The sequence below is a fragment of the Labrys sp. LIt4 genome, assembly GCF_017813775.1.
GTDB lineage: Bacteria > Pseudomonadota > Alphaproteobacteria > Rhizobiales > Labraceae > Labrys > Labrys okinawensis_A.
Map to the genome: position 1 here is coordinate 141,669 of NZ_JAGIPY010000011.1, position 24,635 is coordinate 166,303.

The 24,635-nt window shown below is 65.4% G+C and carries 21 protein-coding genes; 9 read left to right on the plus strand and 12 right to left on the minus strand.

From position 1 onward, the window contains the following. Positions 1 to 3 precede the first annotated feature (3 nt). The gene (locus tag J8I29_RS20390) at positions 4 to 981 is read left to right on the plus strand and encodes a glutathione S-transferase family protein (protein ID WP_209433050.1); all 978 of its coding nucleotides are present in this window, start codon (positions 4 to 6) and stop codon (positions 979 to 981) included. After that, positions 978 to 1,592 carry a prolyl oligopeptidase family serine peptidase gene (locus J8I29_RS20395; RefSeq protein WP_105863316.1) on the plus strand — a complete coding sequence of 205 codons (615 nt, stop codon included), beginning with the start codon at positions 978 to 980 and terminating at the stop codon, positions 1,590 to 1,592. Before J8I29_RS20390 ends, J8I29_RS20395 begins: the two co-directional genes overlap by 4 nt. Before the next feature lie 257 nt (positions 1,593 to 1,849). Here J8I29_RS20395 and J8I29_RS20400 read toward each other — a convergent pair whose 3' ends face one another. The 6 genes from J8I29_RS20400 to J8I29_RS20425 all read right to left on the minus strand — a co-directional run bounded on the left by J8I29_RS20400 (position 1,850) and on the right by J8I29_RS20425 (position 9,093). After that, positions 1,850 to 3,103 (minus strand): HAMP domain-containing sensor histidine kinase, encoded by a 1,254-nt coding sequence (locus J8I29_RS20400; protein ID WP_209433051.1) that lies wholly within the window; start codon positions 3,101 to 3,103, stop codon positions 1,850 to 1,852. Positions 3,104 to 3,223: 120 nt separating this feature from the next. After that, a complete protein-coding gene (locus J8I29_RS20405; protein WP_281062576.1) occupies positions 3,224 to 3,925 on the minus strand; it encodes a response regulator transcription factor in 702 nt (233 codons plus the stop codon). Between the two features lie 202 nt (positions 3,926 to 4,127). Further along, complete coding sequence (locus tag J8I29_RS20410; RefSeq protein WP_209433052.1) at positions 4,128 to 4,712, minus strand: Spy/CpxP family protein refolding chaperone; 585 nt, start codon at positions 4,710 to 4,712, stop codon at positions 4,128 to 4,130. A gap of 295 nt (positions 4,713 to 5,007) precedes the next feature. Next, positions 5,008 to 6,120 carry an S-(hydroxymethyl)glutathione dehydrogenase/class III alcohol dehydrogenase gene (locus J8I29_RS20415; protein ID WP_105863313.1) on the minus strand — a complete coding sequence of 371 codons (1,113 nt, stop codon included), beginning with the start codon at positions 6,118 to 6,120 and terminating at the stop codon, positions 5,008 to 5,010. Positions 6,121 to 6,515: 395 nt separating this feature from the next. Next, entirely contained in the window at positions 6,516 to 7,058 is a 543-nt protein-coding gene (locus J8I29_RS20420; protein ID WP_068290777.1) for an ActR/PrrA/RegA family redox response regulator transcription factor, read from the minus strand. Positions 7,059 to 7,794: 736 nt separating this feature from the next. Next, positions 7,795 to 9,093 carry an ActS/PrrB/RegB family redox-sensitive histidine kinase gene (locus J8I29_RS20425; protein ID WP_105863312.1) on the minus strand — a complete coding sequence of 433 codons (1,299 nt, stop codon included), beginning with the start codon at positions 9,091 to 9,093 and terminating at the stop codon, positions 7,795 to 7,797. A gap of 162 nt (positions 9,094 to 9,255) precedes the next feature. On the opposite strand from J8I29_RS20425, the gene J8I29_RS20430 reads away from it, so the two are divergent. Together J8I29_RS20430 and J8I29_RS20435 are read left to right on the plus strand one after the other, a co-directional pair. Then, positions 9,256 to 9,861, plus strand: a complete 606-nt coding sequence (locus tag J8I29_RS20430) for an amino acid transporter (protein WP_209433053.1) — start codon at positions 9,256 to 9,258, stop codon at positions 9,859 to 9,861. A 172-nt stretch (positions 9,862 to 10,033) separates the two neighbouring features. Next, entirely contained in the window at positions 10,034 to 11,023 is a 990-nt protein-coding gene (locus J8I29_RS20435) for a complex I NDUFA9 subunit family protein (protein ID WP_105863311.1), read from the plus strand. A gap of 241 nt (positions 11,024 to 11,264) precedes the next feature. Here J8I29_RS20435 and J8I29_RS20440 read toward each other — a convergent pair whose 3' ends face one another. After that, on the minus strand, positions 11,265 to 12,065 hold the full coding sequence (locus tag J8I29_RS20440) for an undecaprenyl-diphosphate phosphatase (protein WP_105863310.1): 801 nt from the start codon (positions 12,063 to 12,065) through the stop codon (positions 11,265 to 11,267). An 850-nt stretch (positions 12,066 to 12,915) separates the two neighbouring features. On the opposite strand from J8I29_RS20440, the gene J8I29_RS20445 reads away from it, so the two are divergent. After that, positions 12,916 to 13,767, plus strand: coding sequence for a hypothetical protein (locus J8I29_RS20445; protein ID WP_209433054.1), 852 nt, complete (start codon positions 12,916 to 12,918; stop codon positions 13,765 to 13,767). Between the two features lie 150 nt (positions 13,768 to 13,917). Here J8I29_RS20445 and pheT read toward each other — a convergent pair whose 3' ends face one another. The 4 genes from pheT to J8I29_RS20465 form a co-directional block, all read right to left on the minus strand. Beyond that, positions 13,918 to 16,335, minus strand: a complete 2,418-nt coding sequence (gene pheT / locus J8I29_RS20450) for a phenylalanine--tRNA ligase subunit beta (protein ID WP_209433055.1) — start codon at positions 16,333 to 16,335, stop codon at positions 13,918 to 13,920. Between the two features lie 141 nt (positions 16,336 to 16,476). After that, the gene (locus J8I29_RS20455) at positions 16,477 to 17,367 is read right to left on the minus strand and encodes a LysR family transcriptional regulator (protein WP_105863302.1); all 891 of its coding nucleotides are present in this window, start codon (positions 17,365 to 17,367) and stop codon (positions 16,477 to 16,479) included. Positions 17,368 to 17,370: 3 nt separating this feature from the next. Beyond that, entirely contained in the window at positions 17,371 to 17,799 is a 429-nt protein-coding gene (locus J8I29_RS20460; protein ID WP_209433056.1) for a type II toxin-antitoxin system VapC family toxin, read from the minus strand. Continuing rightward, on the minus strand, positions 17,796 to 18,077 hold the full coding sequence (locus J8I29_RS20465; protein ID WP_105863300.1) for a type II toxin-antitoxin system Phd/YefM family antitoxin: 282 nt from the start codon (positions 18,075 to 18,077) through the stop codon (positions 17,796 to 17,798). Before J8I29_RS20465 ends, J8I29_RS20460 begins: the two co-directional genes overlap by 4 nt. 267 nt (positions 18,078 to 18,344) lie before the next feature. Here J8I29_RS20465 and J8I29_RS20470 point away from each other — a divergent pair, with 267 nt between their 5' ends. Then, positions 18,345 to 18,641, plus strand: a complete 297-nt coding sequence (locus J8I29_RS20470) for a hypothetical protein (protein ID WP_105863299.1) — start codon at positions 18,345 to 18,347, stop codon at positions 18,639 to 18,641. An 87-nt stretch (positions 18,642 to 18,728) separates the two neighbouring features. Here the strand turns inward: J8I29_RS20470 and J8I29_RS20475 are convergent, their stop codons facing one another. Next, complete coding sequence (locus tag J8I29_RS20475; RefSeq protein WP_209433057.1) at positions 18,729 to 19,133, minus strand: hypothetical protein; 405 nt, start codon at positions 19,131 to 19,133, stop codon at positions 18,729 to 18,731. A gap of 193 nt (positions 19,134 to 19,326) precedes the next feature. Between J8I29_RS20475 and pyc the strand changes: the two genes are divergently transcribed. The 3 genes from pyc to nudC all read left to right on the plus strand — a co-directional run bounded on the left by pyc (position 19,327) and on the right by nudC (position 24,589). Then, positions 19,327 to 22,788 carry a pyruvate carboxylase gene (gene pyc, locus J8I29_RS20480; protein ID WP_209433058.1) on the plus strand — a complete coding sequence of 1,154 codons (3,462 nt, stop codon included), beginning with the start codon at positions 19,327 to 19,329 and terminating at the stop codon, positions 22,786 to 22,788. Between the two features lie 390 nt (positions 22,789 to 23,178). Next, on the plus strand, positions 23,179 to 23,610 hold the full coding sequence (locus J8I29_RS20485) for an HIT family protein (protein WP_105863296.1): 432 nt from the start codon (positions 23,179 to 23,181) through the stop codon (positions 23,608 to 23,610). A 22-nt stretch (positions 23,611 to 23,632) separates the two neighbouring features. Continuing rightward, on the plus strand, positions 23,633 to 24,589 hold the full coding sequence (gene nudC / locus J8I29_RS20490) for an NAD(+) diphosphatase (protein ID WP_209433059.1): 957 nt from the start codon (positions 23,633 to 23,635) through the stop codon (positions 24,587 to 24,589). Positions 24,590 to 24,635 lie beyond the last annotated feature (46 nt).

Below are 24,635 nucleotides of genomic sequence, written 5' to 3' on the forward strand. Positions count from 1 at the left end.
GTCATGCTGGTCAACGGAAAATGGAGCGCCGACTGGCATCCGGTGCAGGCGACCGACAAGCAGGGCGGCTTCGTGCGCCAGGCCTCGAAATTCCGCAACTGGGTCACGCCCGACGGCGGCGCCGGGCCCACGGGCGAGGCCGGCTTCAAGGCCGAGGCGGGGCGCTATCATCTCTATGTCGCGCTGATCTGCCCCTGGGCCTCGCGCACCCTGATCGGGCGCAAACTCAAGGGCCTCGATGACGTCATCTCCGTCAGCGTGGTCGAGCCGGCCACCACCGAGCAGGGCTGGCGCTTCGGCACCTATCCCGGCGCCACGCCCGACACGGTGAACGGCGCCACCTATATGCATGAGATCTACACCCGCGCCGATCCCACCTATACCGGCCGCGCCACCGTGCCGGTGCTGTGGGACAAGCAGCGCGGCACCATCGTCAACAACGAGTCCGCCGACATCCTGCGCATGTTCAATGACGGGTTCGGCGCGCTCGCCCGGGGCGAGATCGATCTCTATCCCGGGAATCTGCGCTCGGAGATCGACGCCCTGAACGAGGCGATCTATCCCAGCCTCAACAACGGCGTCTATCGCGCCGGCTTCGCCACCACGCAGGAAGCCTATGAAGAGGCCTTCTGGGGGATCTTCGCCATGCTGGACCGGCTGGAGCGGCGCCTCACCGCCGGCGGCCCCTTCCTGTTCGGCGCCCGCCTGACGGAGGCCGATATCCGCCTGTTCGTGACGCTGGTGCGCTTCGATGCCGCCTATCACGGCCTGTTCAAATGCAATCTCAGGCGACTGGCCGACTATCCGGCGCTCTCGGCCTATCTGCGCGCCGTGCTGGCCGTCCCCGGCATTCGCGACACCGTCAGCATCGATCACATCAAGCGCGGCTATTATTCGATCAAGGCGCTCAACCCCAATGGCATCGTGCCTGTCGGCCCCGATCTGCCGGGCCTCGCCGCCGTCGAGGCCAAGGCGGCATGAGGGACAGCCTGATCATCCTCCTGCATGGCGTGGGCAGCAATGGCGGCGACCTCATGCATCTGGGTGACATCTGGCGCGAGATGCTGCCGGGCGCCGTGCTGGCCGCGCCGGACGCGCCCTTCGCCTCCGATGCCGGCAGGGGACACCAGTGGTTCAGCGTCGCCGGCGTGACTGCGCAGAACCGCGGCGGGCGCGTTGTCGCGGCGCGCCCGGCCTTCGACGCAACCTTGCGGGATGTGATCGATGGGCACGGCTTTTCGCAAGCGCCCGGTCGCGTGGCTCTGGCGGGCTTCTCGCAGGGCGGGATCATGGCGCTCGACGCGCTTGCCTCCGGCCGCTGGCCGCTGGCGGTCGTTGCCCTTTCCGCCAGGCTGGCGACTCCGGAGCCGCTGGCGCCGGCGGCCGGAAGCGCGGTTTTGCTCGTTCATGGCGAGGACGACAGGATCATTCCTGCGCGCGAAAGCCAGGCGGCTGCCGAGCGCCTCGAGCGAGCAGGCGTCGACACGGAGCTTTTCATCGAGCCTGGCCTCGACCACACCATTTCGCCGGAAGGCGCCATGAAGGCAGCCGATTTCCTGGCCCGGCGCCTCGGCACCCAGGCGCATGCGTGAGGGGCTGCGCGTACAGGTCGTTTGTCGGATAACTCGCGTAGCCCCTCACCCTTACCCTCTCCCCGTAAACGGGGCGAGGGGAGGCGCGGGCGTCGCGGCATATTGTCAAAAGCCGATGTCTCGCCCGACCGTTGCGCGAGATGATATGCCCTCAGCATAAAACGGGCGGTCGAAGCCCCCTCGCCCCGTTTACGGGGAGAGGGTAAGGGTGAGGGGCGGCTCCACGCGGCTGGCTCGCGTCTCAGAGCATTCCACCTTCACGCCAGCGGCAGTTCCACCACGAAGCGGCTGCCGCCGCCTTCGCGGCTTTCGCAGCGTACCGAGCCCCGGTGGCGCCCGGCGATCTGGCGCACCAGCGCCAGGCCGAGGCCCCAGCCGCCGGCGGTCTCGCTGCGGCCGACGGGCCGGTAGAAAGGCTCGAACAGATGCTCCCGCTCTTTCTCGGCAATGCCGGGGCCGCGGTCGCACACTTCGATGCGGGCCTGCCCCTGGTCGCTGGCGATGGTGATTTCCACCGGCGGCTTGCCGTGCTTGCCGGCATTCTCCAGGAGATTGCGCATCAGCCGCCGCAGCAGCGTGGCATCGCCGCGGATTTCCACCGGCTCTCCATCGGCGGCGGCCCCGGTGCGGGCAGCCTCTTCGGCCGCCAGGCCCAGGAGGTCGACCGGTGCTCCTTCGAGCGGCGTGGCGGCGGCATAATCGAGCCGGCTGGCGAGCAGGATTTCCTCCACCAGCTGGTCGATCTCCTGCAGGTCGCGGTTGATCTCCTCGCGCACCGCCGCGCTGGGCTTGTCCGCGCCGATTTCCACCGCCATGCGCAGCCGTGCCAGCGGCGAGCGCAATTCGTGGCTGGCATTGGCGAGCAGCGCCTTCTGGGAATTGACCAGGGCCTCGATCCGGCTGGCGGCGCCGTTGAAGCTGCGAGCCACCATGGCGACCTCGTCGGTTCCCTGTTCCGCCACGCGCCGGCTCAGGGCGCCGCTGCCCCAGCTTTCGACCCCGGCACGCAGCGTTTCGAGGCGGCGCGTCAGCCGCGCCGTCGCCGGCCAGGCCGCGATGCCGACGCCGCCGGCGACCAGGAGGGCCAGCAGCAGGACGCGCAGGCCCGGCTTCGGCGGCCGCGGCAGCTGCGCGAGCACGGTGCGTCCGCCCGGCAGGTCGACACGCACGACATGGTCCAGCCAGCGCTGGGGCACGTCGTCGTCACCGGCCGGCAGGGCGATGGGAAAACCGCGCGAGGCGATCAGCACGCGTTCCTTGCTGTAGACGGAGATCGAAGCGCCCATTTCCTCGCTGAGCTTGCGGATCTCGGTGGGCAGGTCCTCCGGCGTGCGTTCCTGGAAGCGCACCAGCTCGTCGGTCAGCCGGACACGCAGGGCCCCCCAGCGTTCGCCGGCCGTATCGCCCGCCATGCGCCAGAGCGAGCCGACCAGCAGCGCCAGCACGACGAGACAGGCGAGCAAAGTGAGGTAGACCTGCCAGAACAGACGCTTGCGAAAGAACATCAGCATGGGCGCTTGCCCTCGGCCTCCTGGAGCAAAGTGCGATTTCCCCGAAGCGCACTTTCCGCATAACTCTTTGTCTGGCGCGTTTTCTTGATCGAGACGTCTGTCGCCGTTCTGGAAAACGCCTTAGTCCGCATCTTGCCGCTTGGCGAAGACATAGCCCGTACCCCGCACGGTGAGAATACGGCGCGGATGCTTGGCATCGTCCTCGATGGCGGCGCGGATGCGGGAGATATGGACGTCGATCGACCGGTCGAACACGTCGAGCTCCTCGCCCTTCACCAGATCCATCAGCCTTTCGCGGTTCAGCACCCGGCCGGCATTGTCGGCCAGCGCCAGAAGCAGATCGAATTGATGGCTGGTGAGGGGGCGTTCCTCGCCGTCGATTCGGGCGCTGCGCGAGCCGCGGTCGATGGTGAGACGTCCGAAGCGCAGGGTCTGGTTGTCGAGTTCGGCCGGCGCCGCGCGGCGGCGCAGCACGGCGCGCAGACGGGCGAGCAGCTCGCGCGGGTTGAAGGGCTTGGGCAGATAGTCGTCGGCCCCGATCTCGAGCCCGACGATGCGGTCGGTATCGTCGCCCCTCGCGGTCAGCATCACAACGGGAATGTTGGAGCGCATGCGCAGGCGCCGGCAGACCTCGAAGCCGTCGAAGTCCGGCAGCATGATGTCGAGCACCACGGCATCGTAGCCATCGCGCTCGATGGCGCCGAGGCCTTCCGTGCCGGACGGCCTGTGATCGACGTCGAAACCGGCCGCCGCCAGATAATCGCCGAGCATGGCGGCGAGCCTGGTGTCGTCGTCGATGATCAGGATGCGTTCCACGGCCACTGCCTGCTCCGGTGTAGGAATAAATCGTTCGGCCGCTCCCCGGAGGGAGCGGCCGTCATCGAGCCTCGATTTTAAAGCGTTTTGCGATTTAATGGAATTGTCCTCGATCGCAAAACGCTCCAGCCCATCCGTTGGATCGGCTTGGAAGCGAGGGGGAGCAAAGCAGCGTTTGCCGCCAAACGTGCCCCGCCCCCAGGAGGCCTCAATTGTCGTCGTTGTCGCCGTCCTGGCCGCCATCATCCGGCCGTCTGGGGCGGCCATGTCCGTCATGGTGTCCACGGTGGCCACCCATCATCGGACCGCGCTGGGCCCAGAGATCGGCACGGTCGGCAAGCTTGGCACGCTGCTCGGGCGTCAGCACGTCGGCGACCGAGAGCACGGCCTCGACGAAGCGTTTGGACTTGGCGTCGGTCCGGGCCACGAAATCGCTGCGCAATTTCTCGACCGCCGCCTTGTCGATGGTGGGCGCGCGCAGGAGATCGACAGCCTGCTTGCGGAAGGCGGCCCTGTCTTCGGGTTTCGGGGCGAGGTCAGTATAGGCGGCGGCGATGATGTCGTGCACCTTGGCCTCCTGCTCGGAGGTGGCCGCGACCGAATCCAGCGACATGCGCACGAAATTCTGGATGCGTTCGAGCCGGGGGCCGTGGTGCCAGCCACCGCCGCCCATCACCGCGGCGGCGGCCAAACCGCCGGCGCCGAGGGCGATGCCGGCCGCCATGGCGCCGCCGAGGACCAGCACGCGCGGCCAGCGGCGTGCGGGAACGGGAGCGTTCGGGCTTTCACTCATGTCAGTCTCCATCAAGGGCAGTGCCGCACGGCAAGGGCCGTGCCGGGCATTGCGGGATGACGAAGCCTAGCCGGAGGAGGTTTCGCGCCGTCCGGGCGTTTGTAAAGTTAGATGAAGCGGAGAAGGAAAATCCGCGCCCCGCAGGAAGGGGGAAGTCGTATCAGGTGATTGCTCTCAACGACGGGGGGCGTGCAGCCCCTCACCCTTACCCTCGCCCCGTTCTTACGGGGAGAGGTCCGCACTTGCTTTGCAAGTGCGAGGGGTGAGGGGCAGCGCAAGCGCCCACTAAGCTATGCTAGAACGTCACCACCGAGCGGATCGACTTGCCTTCATGCATCAGGTCGAAGGCGGTGTTGATCTCGTCGAGCGGCATGGTGTGGGTGATCAGGCTATCGATCTCGATCTTGCCTTCCATGTACCAGTCGACGATCTTCGGCACGTCGGTGCGCCCGCGCGCGCCGCCGAAGGCGGTGCCCTTCCACACGCGTCCGGTGACGAGCTGGAACGGACGGGTGGAGATTTCCTGGCCGGAGGCCGCCACGCCGATGATGATCGATTCGCCCCAGCCGCGATGGCAGCATTCCAGGGCCTGGCGCATGGTGACCGGCAGGCCGATGCATTCGAAGGAGAAATCGGCGCCGCCGCCGGTGAGGTCGACGATGGCCTGCACCACCTTGTCATGGCCGACTTCCGCCGGATTGACGAAATGCGTCATGCCGAACTTCTTGGCCATCTCGACCTTGGCCGGATTGAGATCGACGCCGACGATCTTGTCGGCGCCGACCATGCGGGCGCCCTGGATCACATTGAGGCCGATGCCGCCGAGGCCGAACACCACGACATTGGCGCCGGGCCAGACCTTGGCCGTATTGATCACCGCGCCGATGCCGGTGGTGACGCCGCAGCCGATATAGCAGATCTTGTCGAAGGGCGCGTCCTCGCGCACCTTGGCGAGGGCGATCTCCGGCAGCACCGTGAAGTTCGAGAAGGTCGAGCAGCCCATATAGTGGAAGACCTCGCCGCCATCGCAGGCGAAGCGGCTGGTGCCGTCGGGCATCACGCCCTTGCCCTGGGTGGCGCGGATGGCCGTGCACAGGTTCGAGCGCTGCGACAGGCAGGTTTTGCACTGGCGGCATTCGGGCGTGTAGAGGGGAATGACGTGGTCGCCCGGCTTCAGCGAAGTGACGCCGGCGCCGACCTCGCGCACGATGCCTGCGCCCTCATGGCCGAGAATGGCCGGGAACAGGCCTTCCGGATCGGCGCCCGACAGGGTGTAGGCATCGGTATGGCACACGCCGGTGGCCATGATCTCGACCAGCACCTCACCCGGTTTGGGGCCGCCGATCTCGATGGTCTCGACCGTCAGGGGCGCTCCCGCCTTCCATGCCACAGCCGCTCTCGTCTTCATGATTCACTCCCCAAAGCGTTTTGCGATGTGCCGGGATCGGCAAGATCCGCAAAGACGCGCCGAACCTCAGAGCCGGAGCGGAGGAGCGTTCTGCTTGAACGCGTCCTGCTCCAGGATTCGCCAAAGGGCTAGCCGGATGCAGTGCGATGCGCAAGCTCTGCGCCCATGCGGAATATCGGTCCGGGCTTAGAAGATTCTTATGCACTCTCCGCAAACAATTGAAACACTACCTTTGTCGTGCCCGGGCTTGACCCGTGCATCCAGTGCCTGGTCTTCGATGTCATGCGTAGGGACCAGATTGCCGGGTCAGGCCCGGCAATGACAAAGGTCGAGCCAGATCGATCCGTATATCCACGGACGAATCCGTAAGGAGCAGAGAGGTCGGCGGCGCCGAACTACCGTGGCGCGCGCTTGGCCAGGATGCGCTGCAACGTGCGCCGGTGCATGGCGAGGCGCCGGGCGGTCTCGGAGACGTTGCGGCCGCAAAGCTCATAGACGCGCTGGATATGCTCCCAACGCACCCTGTCGGCGGACATCGGGTTCTCGGGCAGTTCGGGTTTGTGGCTGGGATCGGCCATCAAGGCGGCATGGATGTCGTCGGCATCCGCCGGCTTAGCGATATAATCGAAGGCACCGAGCTTCACCGCGGTGACGGCGGTGGCGATGTTGCCGTAGCCCGTGAGGATGATGCCGCGCGCATCGGGCCGCTTGACCTTCAGGCGCGAAATCACGTCGAGCCCGGAACCGTCGGTGAGCTTCATGTCGATCACGGCAAAGGCGGGCGGCGAGCCTTCCACCTGCGCCAGTCCCTCGGCGACCGTGTCGGCCGTGGTGACGGTGTAGCCCCTGGCTTCCATGGCTCGGCCCAAACGCTGCAGGAACGCCTTGTCGTCGTCGACGAGAAGGAGTGAACGATCGGGAAATTCAGGGGCAACCATAATACGGACTCACCTATCCTTGGTTCGAGCAAAGGGACTTCGGTCCGGGCGAAGGGAAAGCATCTCGCCAAGTCGGCGCGAGACCCCCACTCCCTCCAGACCGTAACGTCAGCAACGGATTGGAGGCCAATCCGTTGCTGACGTTACGGTCAAGTGATCGAAGACCCATCGCCTCCTTTGGTGCGACAGTTCGCCACAGTGGCGACTATAGCGGCAAAGTGAAGAAATTTCACTGGCGGCAGCCAACTATCGTTTATTCGGTTATTCTGCGATTGCAATCCCCGCAGGTTATTATGGGCCGTCGCCAGGGTAACGGCGCGCGCGCCCGGGCCAGCCGGAAAGAATTCGAGCGCCGAAGTCCGCCGGTTTCCGTCGGGCGGGACCTGCATGTCGGCTCCATATCCTTGCCACGACCAGGCGCCATGAAGACCGGAAGTCCTCCGGCCCGCCTTGCGCCCCGACGCAAAAGTCCTGGGAGTACTTGCTGTTCCCACTTGATTGATCGTGTCCTCCGTCAGTTTTTATTAAGGCTCGATGAGCACTTCTTGGCGGCATTGTAGCGCAAAAATTCCTTAAGTCTTTGTTTTGATGCATTTTCTTGCATGAAAGGTCTTACAAATAATCTGGAGAATGCCATCGCATCGGCCTGCCGGGAGCAATTTCTCCATGCCTGAACGCGGCCCCGCGGGATGGTTTCGATCGGCGCCGAGCTCGCATCTCGGCGTCCGACAGGCGCTCAACGCTCGAAGACGTCGCGCGGCCATTCCAGCCTGACGACAGCGCCGCTGTCCGGCCAGGAACGGTTCGCCAGGGCGATTGCAGCACCGGAACGTTCCAGCAGCGTCTTGGCAATGAAGAAGCCGAGGCCGAGGCCGCCGCCGGGCTGGCCCGGCAGGCGCGGGCGGCGCTGGGTGACATAGGGATCGCCGAGGCGCCCCATGATTTCGGAAGGAAAGCCGGGGCCGTCGTCGCCGACGATCAGGGTCACCGTCTTGGCGTCCCAGCTGGCGGTGATGCTCACCTTGGATTTGGCGAAGTCGACCGCGTTCTCGACGATGTTGCCCAGACCGTAGAGCATGCCGGGGTTGCGCGGGGCGGAGGGGGCATCATCCTCCGGGCCCAGGAACTCCGCCGAGATGGCGATGCCGAAATCGCGATGCGGCGCGGAGACTTCCTCGATCAGCAGCGGCAGGGGCAGGCGGGCGAAGGGGGCACCGCCATCGTCGCCGAGGGAGGCGAGCTTGCCCAGAATCTCGCGGCAGCGCTCGACCTGGCTGCGCAACAGGCGGATGTCATCGACGAAATCGCCTTCCGGCGGCGCGGCGACCTCGAGTTCCTTGGCCACCAGCGCGATGGTGGCGAGCGGCGTGCCCAATTCATGCGCGGCGGCGGCGGCCATGCCGTCGAGCTGGGACAAATGCTGCTCGCGCGCCAGCACCAGTTCGGTGGCAGCCAGCGCGTTGGAAAGCAGGCGGGCTTCCTCGGCCACCCGCCAGGCATAGACGCCGATGAAGGCCAGGCCCAGCAGCACCGAGAACCACATGCCGATGACATAGAGCATCGGCATCTCGAACGCCTGGCCCTCGAACCAGGGCAGGGGCAGGTGCCAGGCCGTGAGCAGGGAGGCGCAGCCGATGGCCAGGAGGCCGAGCGCAAGCGTCATCAGCGGCGGCAGCGAGGTCGCCGAGATCATCACGGGCGCGAGGAAAAGGAAGGAGAAGGGGTTCTGCAGGCCGCCGGTGAGGAAGAGCAGCGCCGCCAGCTGCACGATATCGAAACCGAGCAGGGTGGCGGCGCGGGCTGGATCGACCCGCTCGGTTGCCGGATAGCGCAGCCGCAAGGCGACATTGACCAGGATGGAGACGCCGATCAGCGGCAGGCAGGCCTGCAGCGGCACGGGAAAGCCGAGGCCGTAGCGCACGCCGAGAACCGCGACCAACTGGCCGGCGATCGCCATCCAGCGCAGGCGGATCAGGGTTTCCAGGCGCAGCGTATCGAGGCCGAGGCCGTCATGCGGCAATACAGAGGTGGTCATCATTCTCCTGTCCCGCCACGCTCGTGATCACAGCGGCGGTGCCAGACCATAGCGTTCAAAGCGGGAGAGCCCAAAGCGGATTGTCGCTGCCCGGATTGCATCAACCCGAGAGGCATAATAGGGCTGGCGCCCGACAGGATGCAGGCAGGTGTGGGTGGCTCGATGAGGGGTGAGGACCATGTGGCGCTCGAGGCCTGGCGCGCCTGGCATCCGGTGGAACTGGCCCGGCGGATAGGAGGGGTGCCGAAGCCCTGGTGCGTGGTGGGAGGCTGGGCGCTCGACCTCTGGCATGGCCGCCAGACCCGCGATCACGAGGATCTCGAATTCACCATCCTGCGCGGCGATCTCGCCTTGTTTCGGAAGGCACTGGCAGGCATGCGTTTCTACACGGCAGGAGATGGGATCGTCGAGTATCTGCCGGACGGGCGGGAGCCACCGGACGGCGTGTACCAGATCTGGTGCCGGGACGAAGCGGTGCAATGCTGGCGTGTTGACATGATGATCGAGCCGGGAACCCCGCAGATATGGGTCTATAAGAGAGACCCTCGGATCAGAAGGCCACGGGCCGAGATGATCGGCACGACGGACGACGGCCTGCCCTATCTGAAGCCGGCGGCAGTCCTTCTGTTCAAGGCCAAGTATCAGCGTGAGAAGGATGAGGCCGATTTCCGCAGTGCCCTGCCGAAATTGGAGGAGCGGGAACGGCGATGGCTCAGATCCTGCCTGGAGGCGGCCCATCCCGACCACGATTGGCTGCGATTGCTCTGATTCCCGCAACAATGCGTGTTTAGGGCTGACGCTCATTGTTTCGGCCCTACGGCAATGGCGATCCAGGATGCAATCGTCCGGTCATTCCTTCGAAAGCATCGGCGCCTCTATACAGTCCCAGCCTGCCGCGCTAAGGAAGGCCCAATCGTCCATTCTCGAAGGTTTCTAGCAAATGGCGCCAGTCAGCGATCGCTTGGTCACGGTTTTCGGTGGATCGGGATTTGTGGGCCGCAATCTCGTGCGCTCGCTCGCCAAGCGCGGCTTCCGGGTGCGGGTGGCCGTGCGCCGCCCGGATCTCGCCCAATATCTGATGACCGCCGGCGCCGTCGGCCAGATCCGCGGCGTGCAGGCGAATCTGCGCTATCCCGCTTCGATCGCCGCCGCCGTCGAAGGCGCCGAGGCGGTGGTCAACCTGGTCGGCGTCATGCATGAGCGCGGCGCCAACGGCTTCGACGCCGTGCAGGCTTTCGGTCCCGGTGCGATCGGCCGTGCCGCCAAGGTGGCCGGCGTGAAGCGCTTCGTGCATGTCTCGGCCCTCGGCCTGCATGCGGGCTCCGAGTCGGCCTATGCCAAGAGCAAGCTCAAGGGCGAGGAGGCGGCCCGCGCCGCCTTCGGGGACCCCATCATCCTGCGCCCTTCGGTGATGTTCGGGCCGGATGACGATTTCTTCAACAAATTCGCGGGCCTGGCGCGGATGTCGCCGGTGCTGCCCTTGATCGGCGGCGGGGAAACCAAGTTCCAGCCGGTTTTCGTCGGCGACGTCGCCGAAGTTCTGGCCCGCGGCGCCGAGGGCTCCCTGACGCCCGGCGCGACCTATGAACTCGGCGGCCAGGAAGTGCTGACCCTGCGCCAGATCTTCGAATTCGTGCTGAAGACCACCAATCGCAAGCGCCTGCTGGTGCCGATGCCCTTCGGTATCGCCAATGTGCAGGCGACCCTGTTCGAGCTGGCGCGGACCGTGTCGCTCGGCCTGTTCACCCCGCCTTTGACACGGGACCAGGTCACGCTGCTGCGCCACGACAACGTCGTGACGGAGGAGGCCGCCAGGGCCGGCCTGACGCTGGAAGGCCTGGGCATCCAGCCGGCGACGGTGGAAGCGATCGTGCCGAGCTATCTGTGGCGCTTCCGCAAGGCCGGCCAGTTCGAGAACAAGGTGGCCTGATAGCCGCGGCAATCGGAACGGAAAGGGCCGATCCTTGGACCCAATGCAGTTCACTTAAGCGTTTCGGGGTGCTCGACCTTTGTCATTGCCGGGCTTGACCCGGCAATCCAGCTCCCCGAGGGTTCATCCGTGCGGCTTCTGGGTAGCCGGGTCAAGCCCGGCTATGACAAATTCGGAGCGGTTCCTGCTTAAGTGAACCGTATTAGGTCCTGGGACCGGCCCTTCTTGTTGGAGGCCGCGATCAGCCCATGGTGTAATAGGCGGCGAGGCCGAGGACGCCGACCACGATGCGCCACCAGCCGAACAGAGCGAGGCCGCGCTTGGACACGAAATCCAGCAAGGTCTTCACCACGAACCAGCCGGAGATGAAGGCGGTGACGAAGCCGATGGCGGTCAGCCCGAGATTGTCGGTCGTCATCGTCTTGTAGGACTTGGCGAATTCATAGACGAAGGCGCCGACCATGGTCGGCATCGCCAGGAAGAAGGAGAATTCCGCCGCCGAGCGCTTGTCGAGGCCGAGCAGCATGCCGCCGACGATGGTGGAGCCCGAGCGCGAAACGCCGGGGATCATCGACAGGCATTGGAACAGGCCGATCTTCAGATAGACCGGCAGCGGCAGCACGTAGCAATTGGAGAAGCGCTTCTCGATCTTGAACTGTTCGATGGCGAGCAGGACCAGGCCGCCGGCGATCAGGGCGTAGCAGACCACCGGCACGTTGAAGAGATATTGCTTCATCTTGTGCTCGATCAGCACGCCGAGGACGACGGCGGGCAGGAAGGCGACCAGCACGCCGAGGACGAAGTGCTGGGCTTCCCGATCCTTGGGCAGCGCGGTGGCGATACGCCATAACCTCTCGGCATAGACGGCGAGCAGAGCCAGGATGGCGCCGAGCTGGATGAGGATGACGAAGGAATCGTCGCCCTCGAATTTGAGATAGCGGGCCGCAAGCAGGAGATGGCCGGTCGAGGAGACCGGGAGGAATTCGGTCAGGCCTTCGACCACGCCGAGGATGATCGCTTCCAGAATATTGGCCAGGGTCATGAGATGCCTTCGCGAGAATCGGGCGCCGATGCGGCCGCGGGTCGCCCGTGCGGGGTGATGGGAGCGGCCCGCGCCTCGCTGGTGCGGGGCGGAAGCCGGAATCGCGGTGATTCTAGGCGCGAGTTATAACCAAATAGTAACCATGACGCGGCGGTGCAGCGTCGGTCACGCCCGAGAAGCGGGCCAAATGCGGCGCATTTGCGGCCTGTGGAGCGTCTGGATCGCGGGAATCGTCGTTCCATCGCACACCAGCTCCGTGGAGCCTTTTGCTGCAAGAATTTCAAGGTGCTGAAATTAGCATGCCTCTAGGGAACAGAATGAGGAGCGTTGGGGCATGGCTGCAAGTCTTGAGTGAGATTGCAGATAATACCTTTCTTGGATATGATTTTGTTCGAGTAAATTTTATTTAGACACAAGCTTATCTTGTTGCTGCAAGGGGCATGTCGGAAGAAAGATTTCCTGAATTCGGAGTCCGTTTCCGGTTTGCGGCCGATTTAGTACTTAAGTATTAGAGCTGACACCTAGTTAGGTGTATGTATCAATGGCAATCCATAAGGTATTATAGTCACCCTCTCAAGATAAAATTCTCTTTTAAATTTTTACCGACATGGTACGAAATATAGAGCTGCAATGGGGTTGTTGCAGTGTGAATGAGCACCCGGCCAATCCGGGATGTCTTCTTGCTCGTCCTCAGTTGTGACACCACAAGCTCAGGCAAAAGGGGTGGTGATTGACCGAGTTGTCTTGGGGAAGCGCAGGGTCTCTATCGGAGTGGACCAAAATTCGTACTACCAGCCATTTTGGTTTGCAGAGCCCTCTCAGCGTCCCATTGCCGAATTACCAGTCAGCCGTGATTGCAGACGCCCAGGGCCTGAAGGCGCATAGCGGCTTCAAGGCGGCGCGGAACCTGTTCGCACGCCGCTATGGCGCCGTTCTCAAGGCCAATCTGCCGGTGATCCACCTGGCGACGGATGAAATCCGCCTGATCGTGGGCGCCTATGTGCTGAGCCGCCACTTTGCGGCCTCGCCCAACGATCCGGCTGCCGGCGTCACCGTGGCGGATGTCCAGACTTTCTGTACCGTCCATGCCCTGGCCGGGCACAATCGCATCGGAGCCATACTGAACCTGTTGCGCCAGGCCGGCTATCTGCGCCAGGTCAAGGATCTGCGCGACAAGCGCATCAAGCGCTTGGAGGTGACGCGTGCCGGCCTCACCATCGCCAGGCAGATCATCACGCCTTATCTGCAAGCGCTCGCGCAGTTGCAGCAGGTGGAGCATGCCGTTCGCCGGGTGGAGATCGACGATGCCTTTTTCGGCGCGCTGGCGCGCTATTGCAGCAATTATTTCCTGACACATGGCACCTTGGTCGACCTGGTGCCCGAAATGCGTCTGTTCATGGCGCGGGACGCCGGCTTCGAAATCCTGCTCAAGCTGATTGCGACGGAAATGCCGGGTGAGATCCTGAAGGATCGCACCGTTCATTTCCATTATGGCGCCGTCGCCGACTGCTTCGGCGTCTCGCGCGTCCATGTCCGCCGCCTGCTCGAGGACGCGGCCGAAGAGGGCTATGTCACCCTGCACGCCCCGGGTGGGCGGGCGATCGAGATCCATGCCAGCCTGTTCGAGCTGGTCGACAACTTCATCGCGCTGCAGATGGCGCTGCTGCTGCAGGCGGTCGTCCATGCCGGCGGCAAGGGCTGAACGCGCGGGGCAAGGTGAAGGCTCGATGGCGCCGAACGCGCCTTTCTCTGGAGATCGGCACCACGCAGGCTGAAAGAAAAGGGCGGAACCCGATCCCGGGCCCGCCCTTTTCTTTTGCGATATCTCGGGGCGCTCCGGTGGCGTCCCGCATTATCCGCGCAGTGTCGCCCCGGTCTTCTTGCCGACTTCGGTGACGATCTTGGCGGCAACGGCATCGATTTCGACATCGGTCAGCGTGCGGTCCTGCGGCTGCAGCACCACTTGGACGGCGACCGATTTCTGGTCCTCGCCGATGCCCTTGCCCTCGTAGATATCGAAGATCGACACCCCCGAGATCAGCTTCTTGTCGACGCCCTGCGCGGCCTTGATGATGTCGGCGGCCCGGACCTTGCGCGCGACCAGGAAGGCGAAGTCGCGGGTGACCGGCTGGAAGGGCGAGAGGGCCAGGACGCCGCGCGTCTTGGTCGCCTTGGGCTTGGGCACCGGGATGGCGTCGAGGATGATCTCGAAGCCGACCACCGGTCCATCGGCATCCAGCGCCTCCAGGGCGGAGGGATGCAGTTCGCCGAACCAGCCGATGACGTTCTGCGGGCCGAGCTGGATCGTGCCGGAACGGCCGGGGTGATACCAGGACGGGGCTCCCGAAACGATCTGGAAGCTCGCGACCGGCGCGCCGAGGGCCGCCAGCAGCGTGAGGGCATCCTCCTTGGCGTCGAACACGCTCACCGCGCTTGCCGGCGCCGACCAATGGCGGCCGAAGCCGCCGGGGCGCGCCTGGCCGCGGCGGATCCCGCTGGCGGCGATCTTCTGGTCCTCGGGCCGGTCGCCGCGGAAGATCTGGCCGACCTCGAACAGCGCGACGTCCCCGGTGCCGCGATCGGCGTTGCGCTGGCCGGCTGCGATCAGGCCCGGCAGCAGGCTGGGGCGCATGTCGGAAAGGTCAGCGGCGATCGGATTGGCGAGCGACAGCGTCGGCTGGCCGCCGCCGAAGCGCTCGGCCTGGGCCTTGGCGATGAAGGACCAGGTCACCGCTTCCATCAGGCCGCGCGCGGCGAGGCTGCGCTTGGCCAGGCGCGTACGCTTCTGCAGCACGGTGAGCACGGGCTGCGGCACATGGGCCTCGCGCGGCAGCGCCGTCACCGGGATGGCGTCGACGCCGACGATGCGCATCACTTCCTCGACGAGGTCGGCCTTGCCCTCGATGTCGGGCCGCCAGGTCGGCGCCGTCACCGCCAGCGCGTCGGGCTTGCGGATGACGCCGAAGCCGAGGCGCTCGAGGATGTCGGCGCTCTCGGCGAGGCTGGTCGCAAGGCCGGTCAGGCGTGCCACCTCATGGGCCGGCAGGTCCAGGACCTCGGGCGCGGCGGTGACGCCGCCCACCACGAAGGTCTCGCTCGGCTTGCCGCCGCACAATTCCGTCACCAGCTGGGTGGCGAGGTCGATGCCCGGCACCATGAAGGCGGGATCGACGCCGCGCTCGAAGCGGTAGCGGGCATCGGTGTTGATGCCAAGCGCACGGCCGGTGCGGGCGATGTTCAGCGGTTCCCACAGCGCCGATTCGATCAGCACGTCCGTGGTATCGTCGTCGCAGCCCGAATGCTCGCCGCCCATGATGCCGGCGATCGATTCCAGCCCCTTGCCGTCGGCGATCACGCAGATGCTGTCATTGAGCGCATAGGTCTTGCCGTCGAGCGCCACGATGCTCTCGCCCTCGCGGGCGCGCCGGACGGTGAGGTTGCCCTCGATCTTGGCGGCGTCGAAGACATGCAGCGGCCGGCCGCGGTCGAAGGTGACATAGTTGGTGATGTCGACCAGCGCATTGATCGGGCGCAGCCCGATGGCGCTGAGGCGGCGCTGCATCCAGGCGGGCGAGGAGCCATTCTTGACGCCGCTGACAAGGCGAAGCGCAAAGCCGGGGCAGAGCGAGGGCGTGTCGCCGAAATCGAGCGTCACCGTGACCGGGCAGGGACCCTCGCCGGCAATGGAGGGCACCGCAGGCGTCTTCAGCCTGCCGAGCCCGGCGGCGGCGAGATCGCGCGCAATGCCGGCCACGCCGGTGCAGTCGGGCCGGTTGGGCGTGAGGTTCACGTCGATCACGGGATCGTTGAGGCCGGCATAGTCGGCATAGGGCATGCCGACGGGCGCATCGCTGGGCAGGTCGATGATGCCGTCATGCTCGTCGGAGATCTCGAGCTCGAATTCCGAGCACAGCATGCCGCGGCTCTCCACCCCGCGCACCGGCGCGATGGCGAGCGTGATGTTCTTGGCCGGAATATAGGTGCCGGGCGGCGAGAACACCGATTTCATGCCGGTGCGCGCATTGGGGGCGCCGCAGACCACCTGCACGGGCTCGCCCTTGCCGGTATCGACCATGCAGACCTTCAGCTTGTCGGCGTTGGGATGCTGCTCGGCCGAGACGACATAGGCGATCGAGAAGCCGGAGAGCTTGCTGGCAGGATCCTCCACCCCTTCGACCTCCAGGCCGATGCGAGTGAGGGTGTCGACGATCTCGTCGAGCGTGGCTGAGGTTTCGAGGTGATCCTTGAGCCAGGAAAGCGTGAACTTCATTGCGGGCAGCCTAGTCCAATCGATTTGGCCATGCCGATAGCGCGTCGGGCGGCAAGATGCAAAGAAATCCCGGTTGACGGTGCAAGCGAGCGGTGTTGCGGGGCGTTCCTGCTCTTCCCGAGCCGTCGTCCCAGCAGGATTTCACCCCATCTGCATGGCGTAGCGTTTCGCCTCTGCGATCAGAGCGGCGACCAGGGGGGTCTGGGTTTCGCGCCTGGGCGTGATCAGGCCGACCTTGTGGTAGGCCTGCGGCTCCACGATGGGGATCGAGCGCACATTCTCGCCCGCGCCCAGCATGTCGATCAGGATGGCCGGCATCACGCTCGACCAGCGGCCCGTGCGCACATGCGAGAGCAGCACCTGCATCGAATTGGAGACCAGGGTCGGCGCCACCGGATTCTCGGCATTGCGCAGGAGATGGTCGACGATGCGCCGGTTCTGCATGTCGGGCGTGAGCAGGCAGAGCGGCACATGGCCGAGCTCCTCCCAGCTCACCGTGTTGCGGCCGGCGAATTCGCCGTTGACGTCGGTCAGCAGGCAATAGGTCTCGCGATAGAGTTCGACTGTCGAGACCTTCCCCAGGGGCTCGTTGTCGAGATAGGTGATGCCGGCATCGATGGCCAGGTCCTCCAGCTCCTGCAGCACCGTGGTCGAGGGGCGCGAGAGGATGGTGAAGGTCACGTTGCGATGGCGGGCGCGAAAGGGCGTGGTGATCGAGGCGACCATGGACAGCGCCGTCGGGATCACCGAGATCGTGAGATGGCCGTTGAGGCCGCGCTTGAGCGATTCCACTTCCTGGCGCATGGCGCGGCTGTCGCTGACGATGCGCCGGGCCCATTCCAGCACCCGCTCGCCCTCCGGCGTGAAGCCCTGGAAACGCGAGCCGCGTGCCACCAGCAACACGCCGAGTTCGCCTTCGAGCTGCTTGATGCCGGCCGAAAGGGTGGGCTGGGTCACCCCGCAGATCTCCGCGGCCCGGCCGAAATGGCGCTCGCGGGAGAGGGCGATCAGGAATTCGAGCTTGTCGATCAAGCCTCAGGCCTCCTGCCATGGATTGTGAAGCCGAACGCCGGCCTGGCGGTAGTCCGCCTCATTGCGGGTGACGACCACCAGGTCATGGAGTAGAGCCGTGGCGGCGATGATGAGGTCGGGCTGCGAGAAAGTATGGCCAGTCTTGCGGCCTTCTGCCACGAGCAGGCGCCATTTGAGCATGACATCCTCGCTCACGGGCAAAGCACGCTGCTGAAAGAGGGGCCTTATCCGGTTGGCGAGCCAGTCATGGAGGTCGGCGCGCCTGGCCGGATCGGCAATCACTTCGATGCCGTAGCGGATCTCGGCAAAAGTCACGATGCTGACATACAGGCTGTCCAGCGGCTGGGCCGAGACGAAAGCCGCCACGCGCGGCTCGGGCTTGGGGCGGCGCAGTTCGGAAAGAACATTGGTATCCAGCAGCCAGCCGCTCACAGATCGACCTCGCGCACGGGCATGGGCCGACGCTCGGGTTCGATCTCGATGTCGCGATGCGGCGAGGCCTGCAGGGCCGCGATCAGGGCGGCGCCCGTCATGCTTCCCTTGAGCGTGCGGAACTCCTCGGCGGAGATCACCACTACTTCCTCGCGGCCATGCACGGTAACATGCTGCGGCCCTTCGCTGCGGGCGCGCCGGACCAACTCGCTGAAGCGTGCCTTGGCGTGCTGCAGCGCCCATGAAACAGGCGGGGCCGATTTAGATTTTCTAGTCATACTGACTAGTTTATCGTGCCGAACGATTTGTTGCAATGGCCCGCAGGTCGAGAGCGCGGCGAGGCAGGTGCCGCCCGTTCCCGGTCTCCAGAGGGCGAGTGCAGGCGTTCGCGCTGCAAGACTTCATCATTATCCCTGCCTGCGCACCCGCAAACACGCATCGGTTGCATCCCGTGTTGAATCGCACGGAGAGGCCGGGGCGGCGGTGGCATTGTCCTCCCATCAGATCAAGCGCAACCCGCGCAAGACAAGAATGGGAACGAGACGATGTTCAAGAAGATCCTGACCGGAGCCCTGGTTGCCGCCACGCTGGCCGGCACCGCCATTGCCACCACCGGCACCGCCGAAGCCCGCTATGGCCGGAACGGCGCCTTCGCCGCCGGCGCCGGCATCGGCCTGCTGGGCGGCCTGCTCGCCGGCTCCGCCTACAACAACAGCTACTATGGCGGCCGCTACTATTATGACGACTACCGCCCCGTCTATTACCGCCGCTGCCACATCGAGAAGCGTTGGGTCGACGGTTACTATGGCGGTTTCTGGAAGCGCGTGAGGGTTTGCTACTGAGCCCGTCTTCGGGTTATCGGACCCTGCGCCCCGACACCAGCCCGGTAGCCCGTAGGAAGCCCCGCCCCGGCGGGGCTTCCGCTTTTTTCAGGGCTCGTTGGCCGGAACCCTCTCGGTAAAGACCAATTCACAGCAATCCGCGTCGAAGGCCAGGACCTGGTCCGGTTCCGACAGCCAGGGCGTATGTTGCCGCCACCATCGGGTCGCATCCGGGGAATGGCTCTCGAGCAGGCGCAAGGCAGTCGCGGCCTGCACCGTATAGGCCCGCCAAGTCGCCGTCGGTCGCTTGAAGCCCAGACGCTGCTTCAGAGCGTCGAGACGGTTGGCAGGGTCACGAAATTCGGTTTCGACGATCATCGTCTGCGGCGACGACGGGGCCGTTTCCAGAAGCGGCAGCGTCAGGCCGATCCAGGCCTGCCTGATGGCGATGGGCGCTGGGCCCTGCGGCGTCGAATGGATCCTGATGCCGCGTGATAAGGGCGGTGGCGCCATCGTGAGTTGCTCCGTCATGACGAGAAAGGCAGGCCGGTTCGCCTCCAGATGAGCAAATAAGCGAACAAAACGGCGAAGGTCGACATTCGGTCGCGGGTGGAGGGGTTAGAATTTCCGGATACGGGAAAGAGTTTGCATCGCTCTTCGCATTGCAACATAAATTCCTGCCTTCCCCTCCAGACCGCGAGTGCTCATGCGACCTTCCTTCCGCCGCCTGCTCGTCGCCAATCGTTCCGAGATCGCCATCCGCGTGTTCCGGGCCGCCACGGAACTCGGCATCTCCACCATTGCCGTCTATGCGGAGGAGGACAAACTCTCGCTGCACCGCTTCAAGGCGGACGAAGCCTATCAGATCGGCAAGGGCAAGGGGCCGGTGGAGGCCTATCTCTCCATCGACGAGGTGATCCGCATCGCCAGGGAAGCCCGGGCCGATGCCATTCATCCCGGCTATGGCCTCCTGTCCGAGAGCCCGGAATTCGCCGAGGCCTGCGCCGCCGCAGGCATCGTCTTCATCGGGCCCAGCCCCAAGACGCTGCGCACGCTCGGCAACAAGGTCGATGCGCGCAACCTCGCCATTTCGGTCGGCGTTCCCGTGATGCCGGCGACCGATCCGCTCCCCGACGACCCCGAAGCGATCAAGGCGGCGGCCCGGGCGGTCGGCTATCCCGTGATGCTCAAGGCGTCCTGGGGCGGCGGCGGGCGCGGCATGCGTCCGATCGAGAGCGAGGACAAGCTGCTCGACGCCGTCTTCACCGCCAAGCGAGAGGCCAAGGCCGCCTTCGGCAAGGACGAGGTCTATCTGGAAAAGCTGGTGCGCCGCGCCCGTCACGTCGAGGTGCAGATCCTCGGCGACGGCAACGGCACGCTGGTGCATCTGTTCGAGCGCGACTGCTCGATCCAGCGCCGCAACCAGAAGGTGATCGAGCGCGCCCCCGCGCCCTATCTCGACGAGGAGACGCGCCGGGGCCTGTGCGAGGCGGCGCTCAAGATCGGCCGCGGCACCGATTATGCCGGGGCCGGCACCGTCGAATTCCTGATGGATGCCGATACCGGCAAGTTCTATTTCATCGAGGTCAATCCGCGCGTCCAGGTCGAGCACACGGTCACCGAGGTCGTCACCGATCTCGACATCGTCAAGGCGCAGATCCTGATCGCCGAGGGCGGGCGCATCGGCGTCATCGGCGCCGATGGCGAGCTGGAGACCGGCATTCCCGCGCAGGACGACATCTTCATGCGCGGCCATGCGCTGCAGTGCCGGCTGACCACCGAGAATCCCGAAAACAACTTCATTCCCGACTATGGCCGCATCACCGCCTATCGCGGCGCCATGGGCTTCGGCATCCGCATCGATGGCGGCACTGCCTATTCCGGCGCGGTGGTGACGCGCTGGTACGATCCGCTCCTGGAAAAGGTCACGGCCTGGGCCTCGACGCCGCAGGAAGCCATCGCCCGCATGACCCGGGCCCTGCGCGAATATCGCATTCGCGGCGTCGCCACCAATCTGCCCTTCCTGGAGGCGGTGCTGGCGCATGAGAAGTTCCGCTCCAACCAGTACACCACCCGTTTCATCGACGAGACGCCGGAGCTGTTCCAGTTCGCCAAGCGCCGCGATCGCGCCACCAAGCTCCTGACCTATATCGCCGACGTCACCGTCAACGGCCATCCCGAGGCGCGCGGCCGGGCGAGGCCTCCGGCCGAGGCCCGCACGCCGCATGCGCCGGAATTCAAGGTGAGGCCCGCCTCCGGCACCAAGCAACTGCTCGACACGCTGGGACCCGAGAAGTTCGCCAGCTGGATGAAGGAGGAAAAGCGCGTCCTCGTCACCGACACCACCATGCGCGATGCCCACCAGTCGCTGCTGGCGACGCGCATGCGCACCTATGACATCGCCGGCGTGGCCTCGGCCTATGCCAGCGGCCTGCCGCAGCTGCTCTCGCTCGAATGCTGGGGCGGGGCGACCTTCGACGTCGCCATGCGCTTCCTCACCGAGGATCCCTGGGAGCGCCTGGCCCTGATCCGCGAGCGCGCGCCCAACATCCTCACCCAGATGCTGCTGCGCGGGGCCAATGGCGTCGGCTACACCAATTATCCCGACAATGTCGTGCGGCTCTTCGTCAAGCAGGCCGCCGATGCCGGCATGGACCTCTTCCGCATCTTCGATTGCCTGAACTGGGTCGAGAACATGCGGGTGTCGATCGATGCGGTGCTGGAGGCCGGCAAGCTCGCCGAGGGCGCGATCTGCTACACGGCCGACCTCTTCGATGCCTCGCGCTCGAAATACGACCTGGCCTATTATGTCCGCATGGCGCGCGAGCTCGAAAAGGCCGGCTGCCATATCCTGGCGATCAAGGACATGGCGGGGCTGCTCAAGCCCGCCCAGGCCCGCAAGCTGGTGAGCGAGCTGCGCCAGGAAGTCGGCCTGCCGATCCACCTGCACACCCACGACACTTCCGGCATTGCCGGCGCCACCGTGCTGGCGGCGATCGAGGCCGGCGTCGACGCCGTCGATGCCGCCATGGACGCGATGTCGGGCACGACGTCGCAGGCCTGCCTCGGTTCCATCGTCGAGGCGCTCCGCCATTCCGAGCGCGATCCCGGCCTCGACCCGGAAGCCATCCGCCAGATCTCCTTCTATTGGGAGGCGGTGCGCACCCAATACGCCGCCTTCGAGAGCGACCTGAAGGCTGGCGCCTCCGAGGTCTATCTGCACGAAATGCCGGGGGGCCAGTTCACCAATCTCAAGGAGCAGGCGCGCTCGCTCGGCCTGGAGACGCGTTGGCATGAGGTCGCCAAGGCCTATCGCGCCGCCAATGATCTGTTCGGCGACATCGTCAAGGTGACGCCATCCTCCAAGGTGGTCGGCGACATGGCGCTGATGATGGTGGCGCAGGGGCTGACCCCCGAGGATGTCGCCGATCCCGCCCGGGAGGTGGCCTTCCCGGCCTCCGTGGTCGAGATGATGCGCGGCGATCTCGGCCAGCCCGAGGGCGGCTGGCCGGCGGCCCTGCAGAAGAAGATCCTCAAGGATGCGGCGCCGATCACCGTGCGCCCCGGCTCGCTGCTGCCGCCGGCCGACATTCCGGCGCTGAAGGCGGAGGCGGAGAAGAAGATCGGCCGCGCCGTGGAGGGCAACGAGATCTCCTCCTACCTGATGTACCCCAAGGTCTTCACCGATTATGCCGTCACCGCCCGCAAATACGGGCCGGTTTCGGTGCTGCCGACGGCGACCTATTTCTACGGCATGGCGCCGGGCGACGAACTCACCATCGAGATCGAGCGCGGCAAGGCGCTGGTGATCCGGCTGCAGACCCTGGGCGAGACCGACGAGGAGGGGCAGGTCCGCGTCTTCTTCGAGCTCAACGGCCAGCCGCGCATCATCAAGGTGCCCAACCGCCTGGCGGCCGGCAGCGTCAAGGCGCGCCGCAAGGCCGAGGACGGCAACGAGGCCCATATCGCGGCTCCGATGCCGGGTGCCATCTCCACCGTGGCGGTCAAGCCGGGGCAGGCGGTCAAGGCCGGCGACGTGCTGCTGACCATCGAGGCGATGAAGATGGAGACGGCGCTCCACGCGCCCCAGGACGGCAGGATCGCTGAGGTGCTGGTCTCCCCGGGGGCCCAGATCGATGCCAAGGACCTGCTGATGGTGATGGGGTAGAGAAAAGAGGCGGACGGGACGTCCATAGGCGCTAAGATAAGGCCAGAGGCGCGACGCCGGCCACCCCTTCGCCCCGTTTACGGGGAGAAGGTAAGGATGAGGGGCGGCGCGACCTCACAAACTGACGCCTTGCGTAGCCCCTCACCTCCATCCTCTCCCCGTAAACGGGGCGAGGGGGCTCATATGTCGAGCTTCATCTCCAACCGCCTCATCTCGCCCAACCCGTTATCTTGGCGCCTATGGACGGGACGTCCGCGGTCCCAGCCGCACCGCTTCCCGCGCAACGTCGGCAAGGCTCGCATCGGACCCGCCAAGGCTGTCGTCCGCCCTTGGAACCGCCATGCTCTGGGGATAGGGTTGCCGCCACCCTCTCCCATTCCGCGAATCGCCATGTCTTCCGCCGCCCCCTCCGCCGCCTTCAGCCTGCATCCCCAACTCGCCGGGGATTCTCTTCCCGTCGGCGACCTCACCCTCTGCCAGCTGCGCCTGATCAACGATGCCGGTTTTCCCTGGCTCCTGCTCATCCCCAGGCGCCCCGACATCAGCGAGATCATCGAGCTCGACGAGGGCGACAGGGCGGTGCTCATGCAGGAGATCGCCGCCGTTTCGCAGGCTTTGAAGACCCTCACGGGCTGCGACAAGCTCAATGTCGCGGCTCTTGGCAATATGGTGCCCCAGTTGCACGTCCACATCATCGCGCGCTTCAAGGGCGATCCTGCCTGGCCGAAGCCCGTCTGGGGCCAGGTGCCGGCCCGCCCCTATGCGGAGGCCGTTGCCGCCGATCTGATTAGCCAGCTTCGTAGATTGCTCTCGTTTTCATAAGATCCCGCCGGAAGATATTGCCATGACCTTGCATACCCTGTTCGATCGTTCCGCCGCCATTGCCTATTCGCTCAATCCGCTCGATCGCGCCTCCGGTCAGCGCGAGGACGAAACCTTCATCGCGGAGAAGCTCACCCATTCCTCCTGCCGCTTCTTCGCCTTTTCGGGCGACGTGCCGCTCCTGCGCATCCGCGACGGCGTCCATGAGGCGCTGTTCGATCACGAGGAGATCGAGTCGTTCAAGGATAGTCGGCAAAATATATTCCTGGGCCTGCAGCCGGACGGCAGCGCGGTCTTCGCCCGGGCCTTCGACAAGGGGCTGGTCGACGATCTCGCCTGGCGCCCGGACGTGGAGGCGATGGACCTGCGCTCGCTCGCCATGCGGGGGCTGGTGGCGCCGGAGATTCTCGGCGAGCTCTCCACCGCCAAGGAAGTGCTGGACTGGCACCAGCGCCATCGTTTCTGTGCCAATTGCGGACAGGAGACCCGGATCACCGCCAGCGGCTGGCGGCGCGATTGCGCCAATTGCGGCACCCAGCATTTCCCGCGCGTCGATCCGGTGGTGATCATGCTGGCGATCGACGGCGAGCGCTGCCTGATGGGCCGCCAGACCCGCTTTCCGGAGAAGATGTATTCGGCGCTCGCCGGCTTCCTGGAGCCGGGCGAGACCATCGAGGATGCGGTGCGTCGGGAGATCCTGGAGGAATCGGGCATCGCCTGCTCGCATGTGCGCTATTTCGCCTCCCAGCCCTGGCCCTTTCCCTCCTCGCTGATGGTGGGCTGTTTCGCCCGGGCCACCGGCCGCGACATCAATGTCGACATCAAGGAACTGGAGGATGCGCGCTGGTTCACGCGCGAAGAGGTGGTGCAGATGCTGATCGACGAGCATCCGGAAGGCTTCAACGCGCCCAAGCCGATGGCGATCGCCCATCACCTCCTGAAGGAGTTCGCGGAAAAGGGCGGCGCGGTGGTGCCGTGAGGTTGGAGTGTCGACCTCCTGGTCGACATTCTGATGGCTCTGCGTT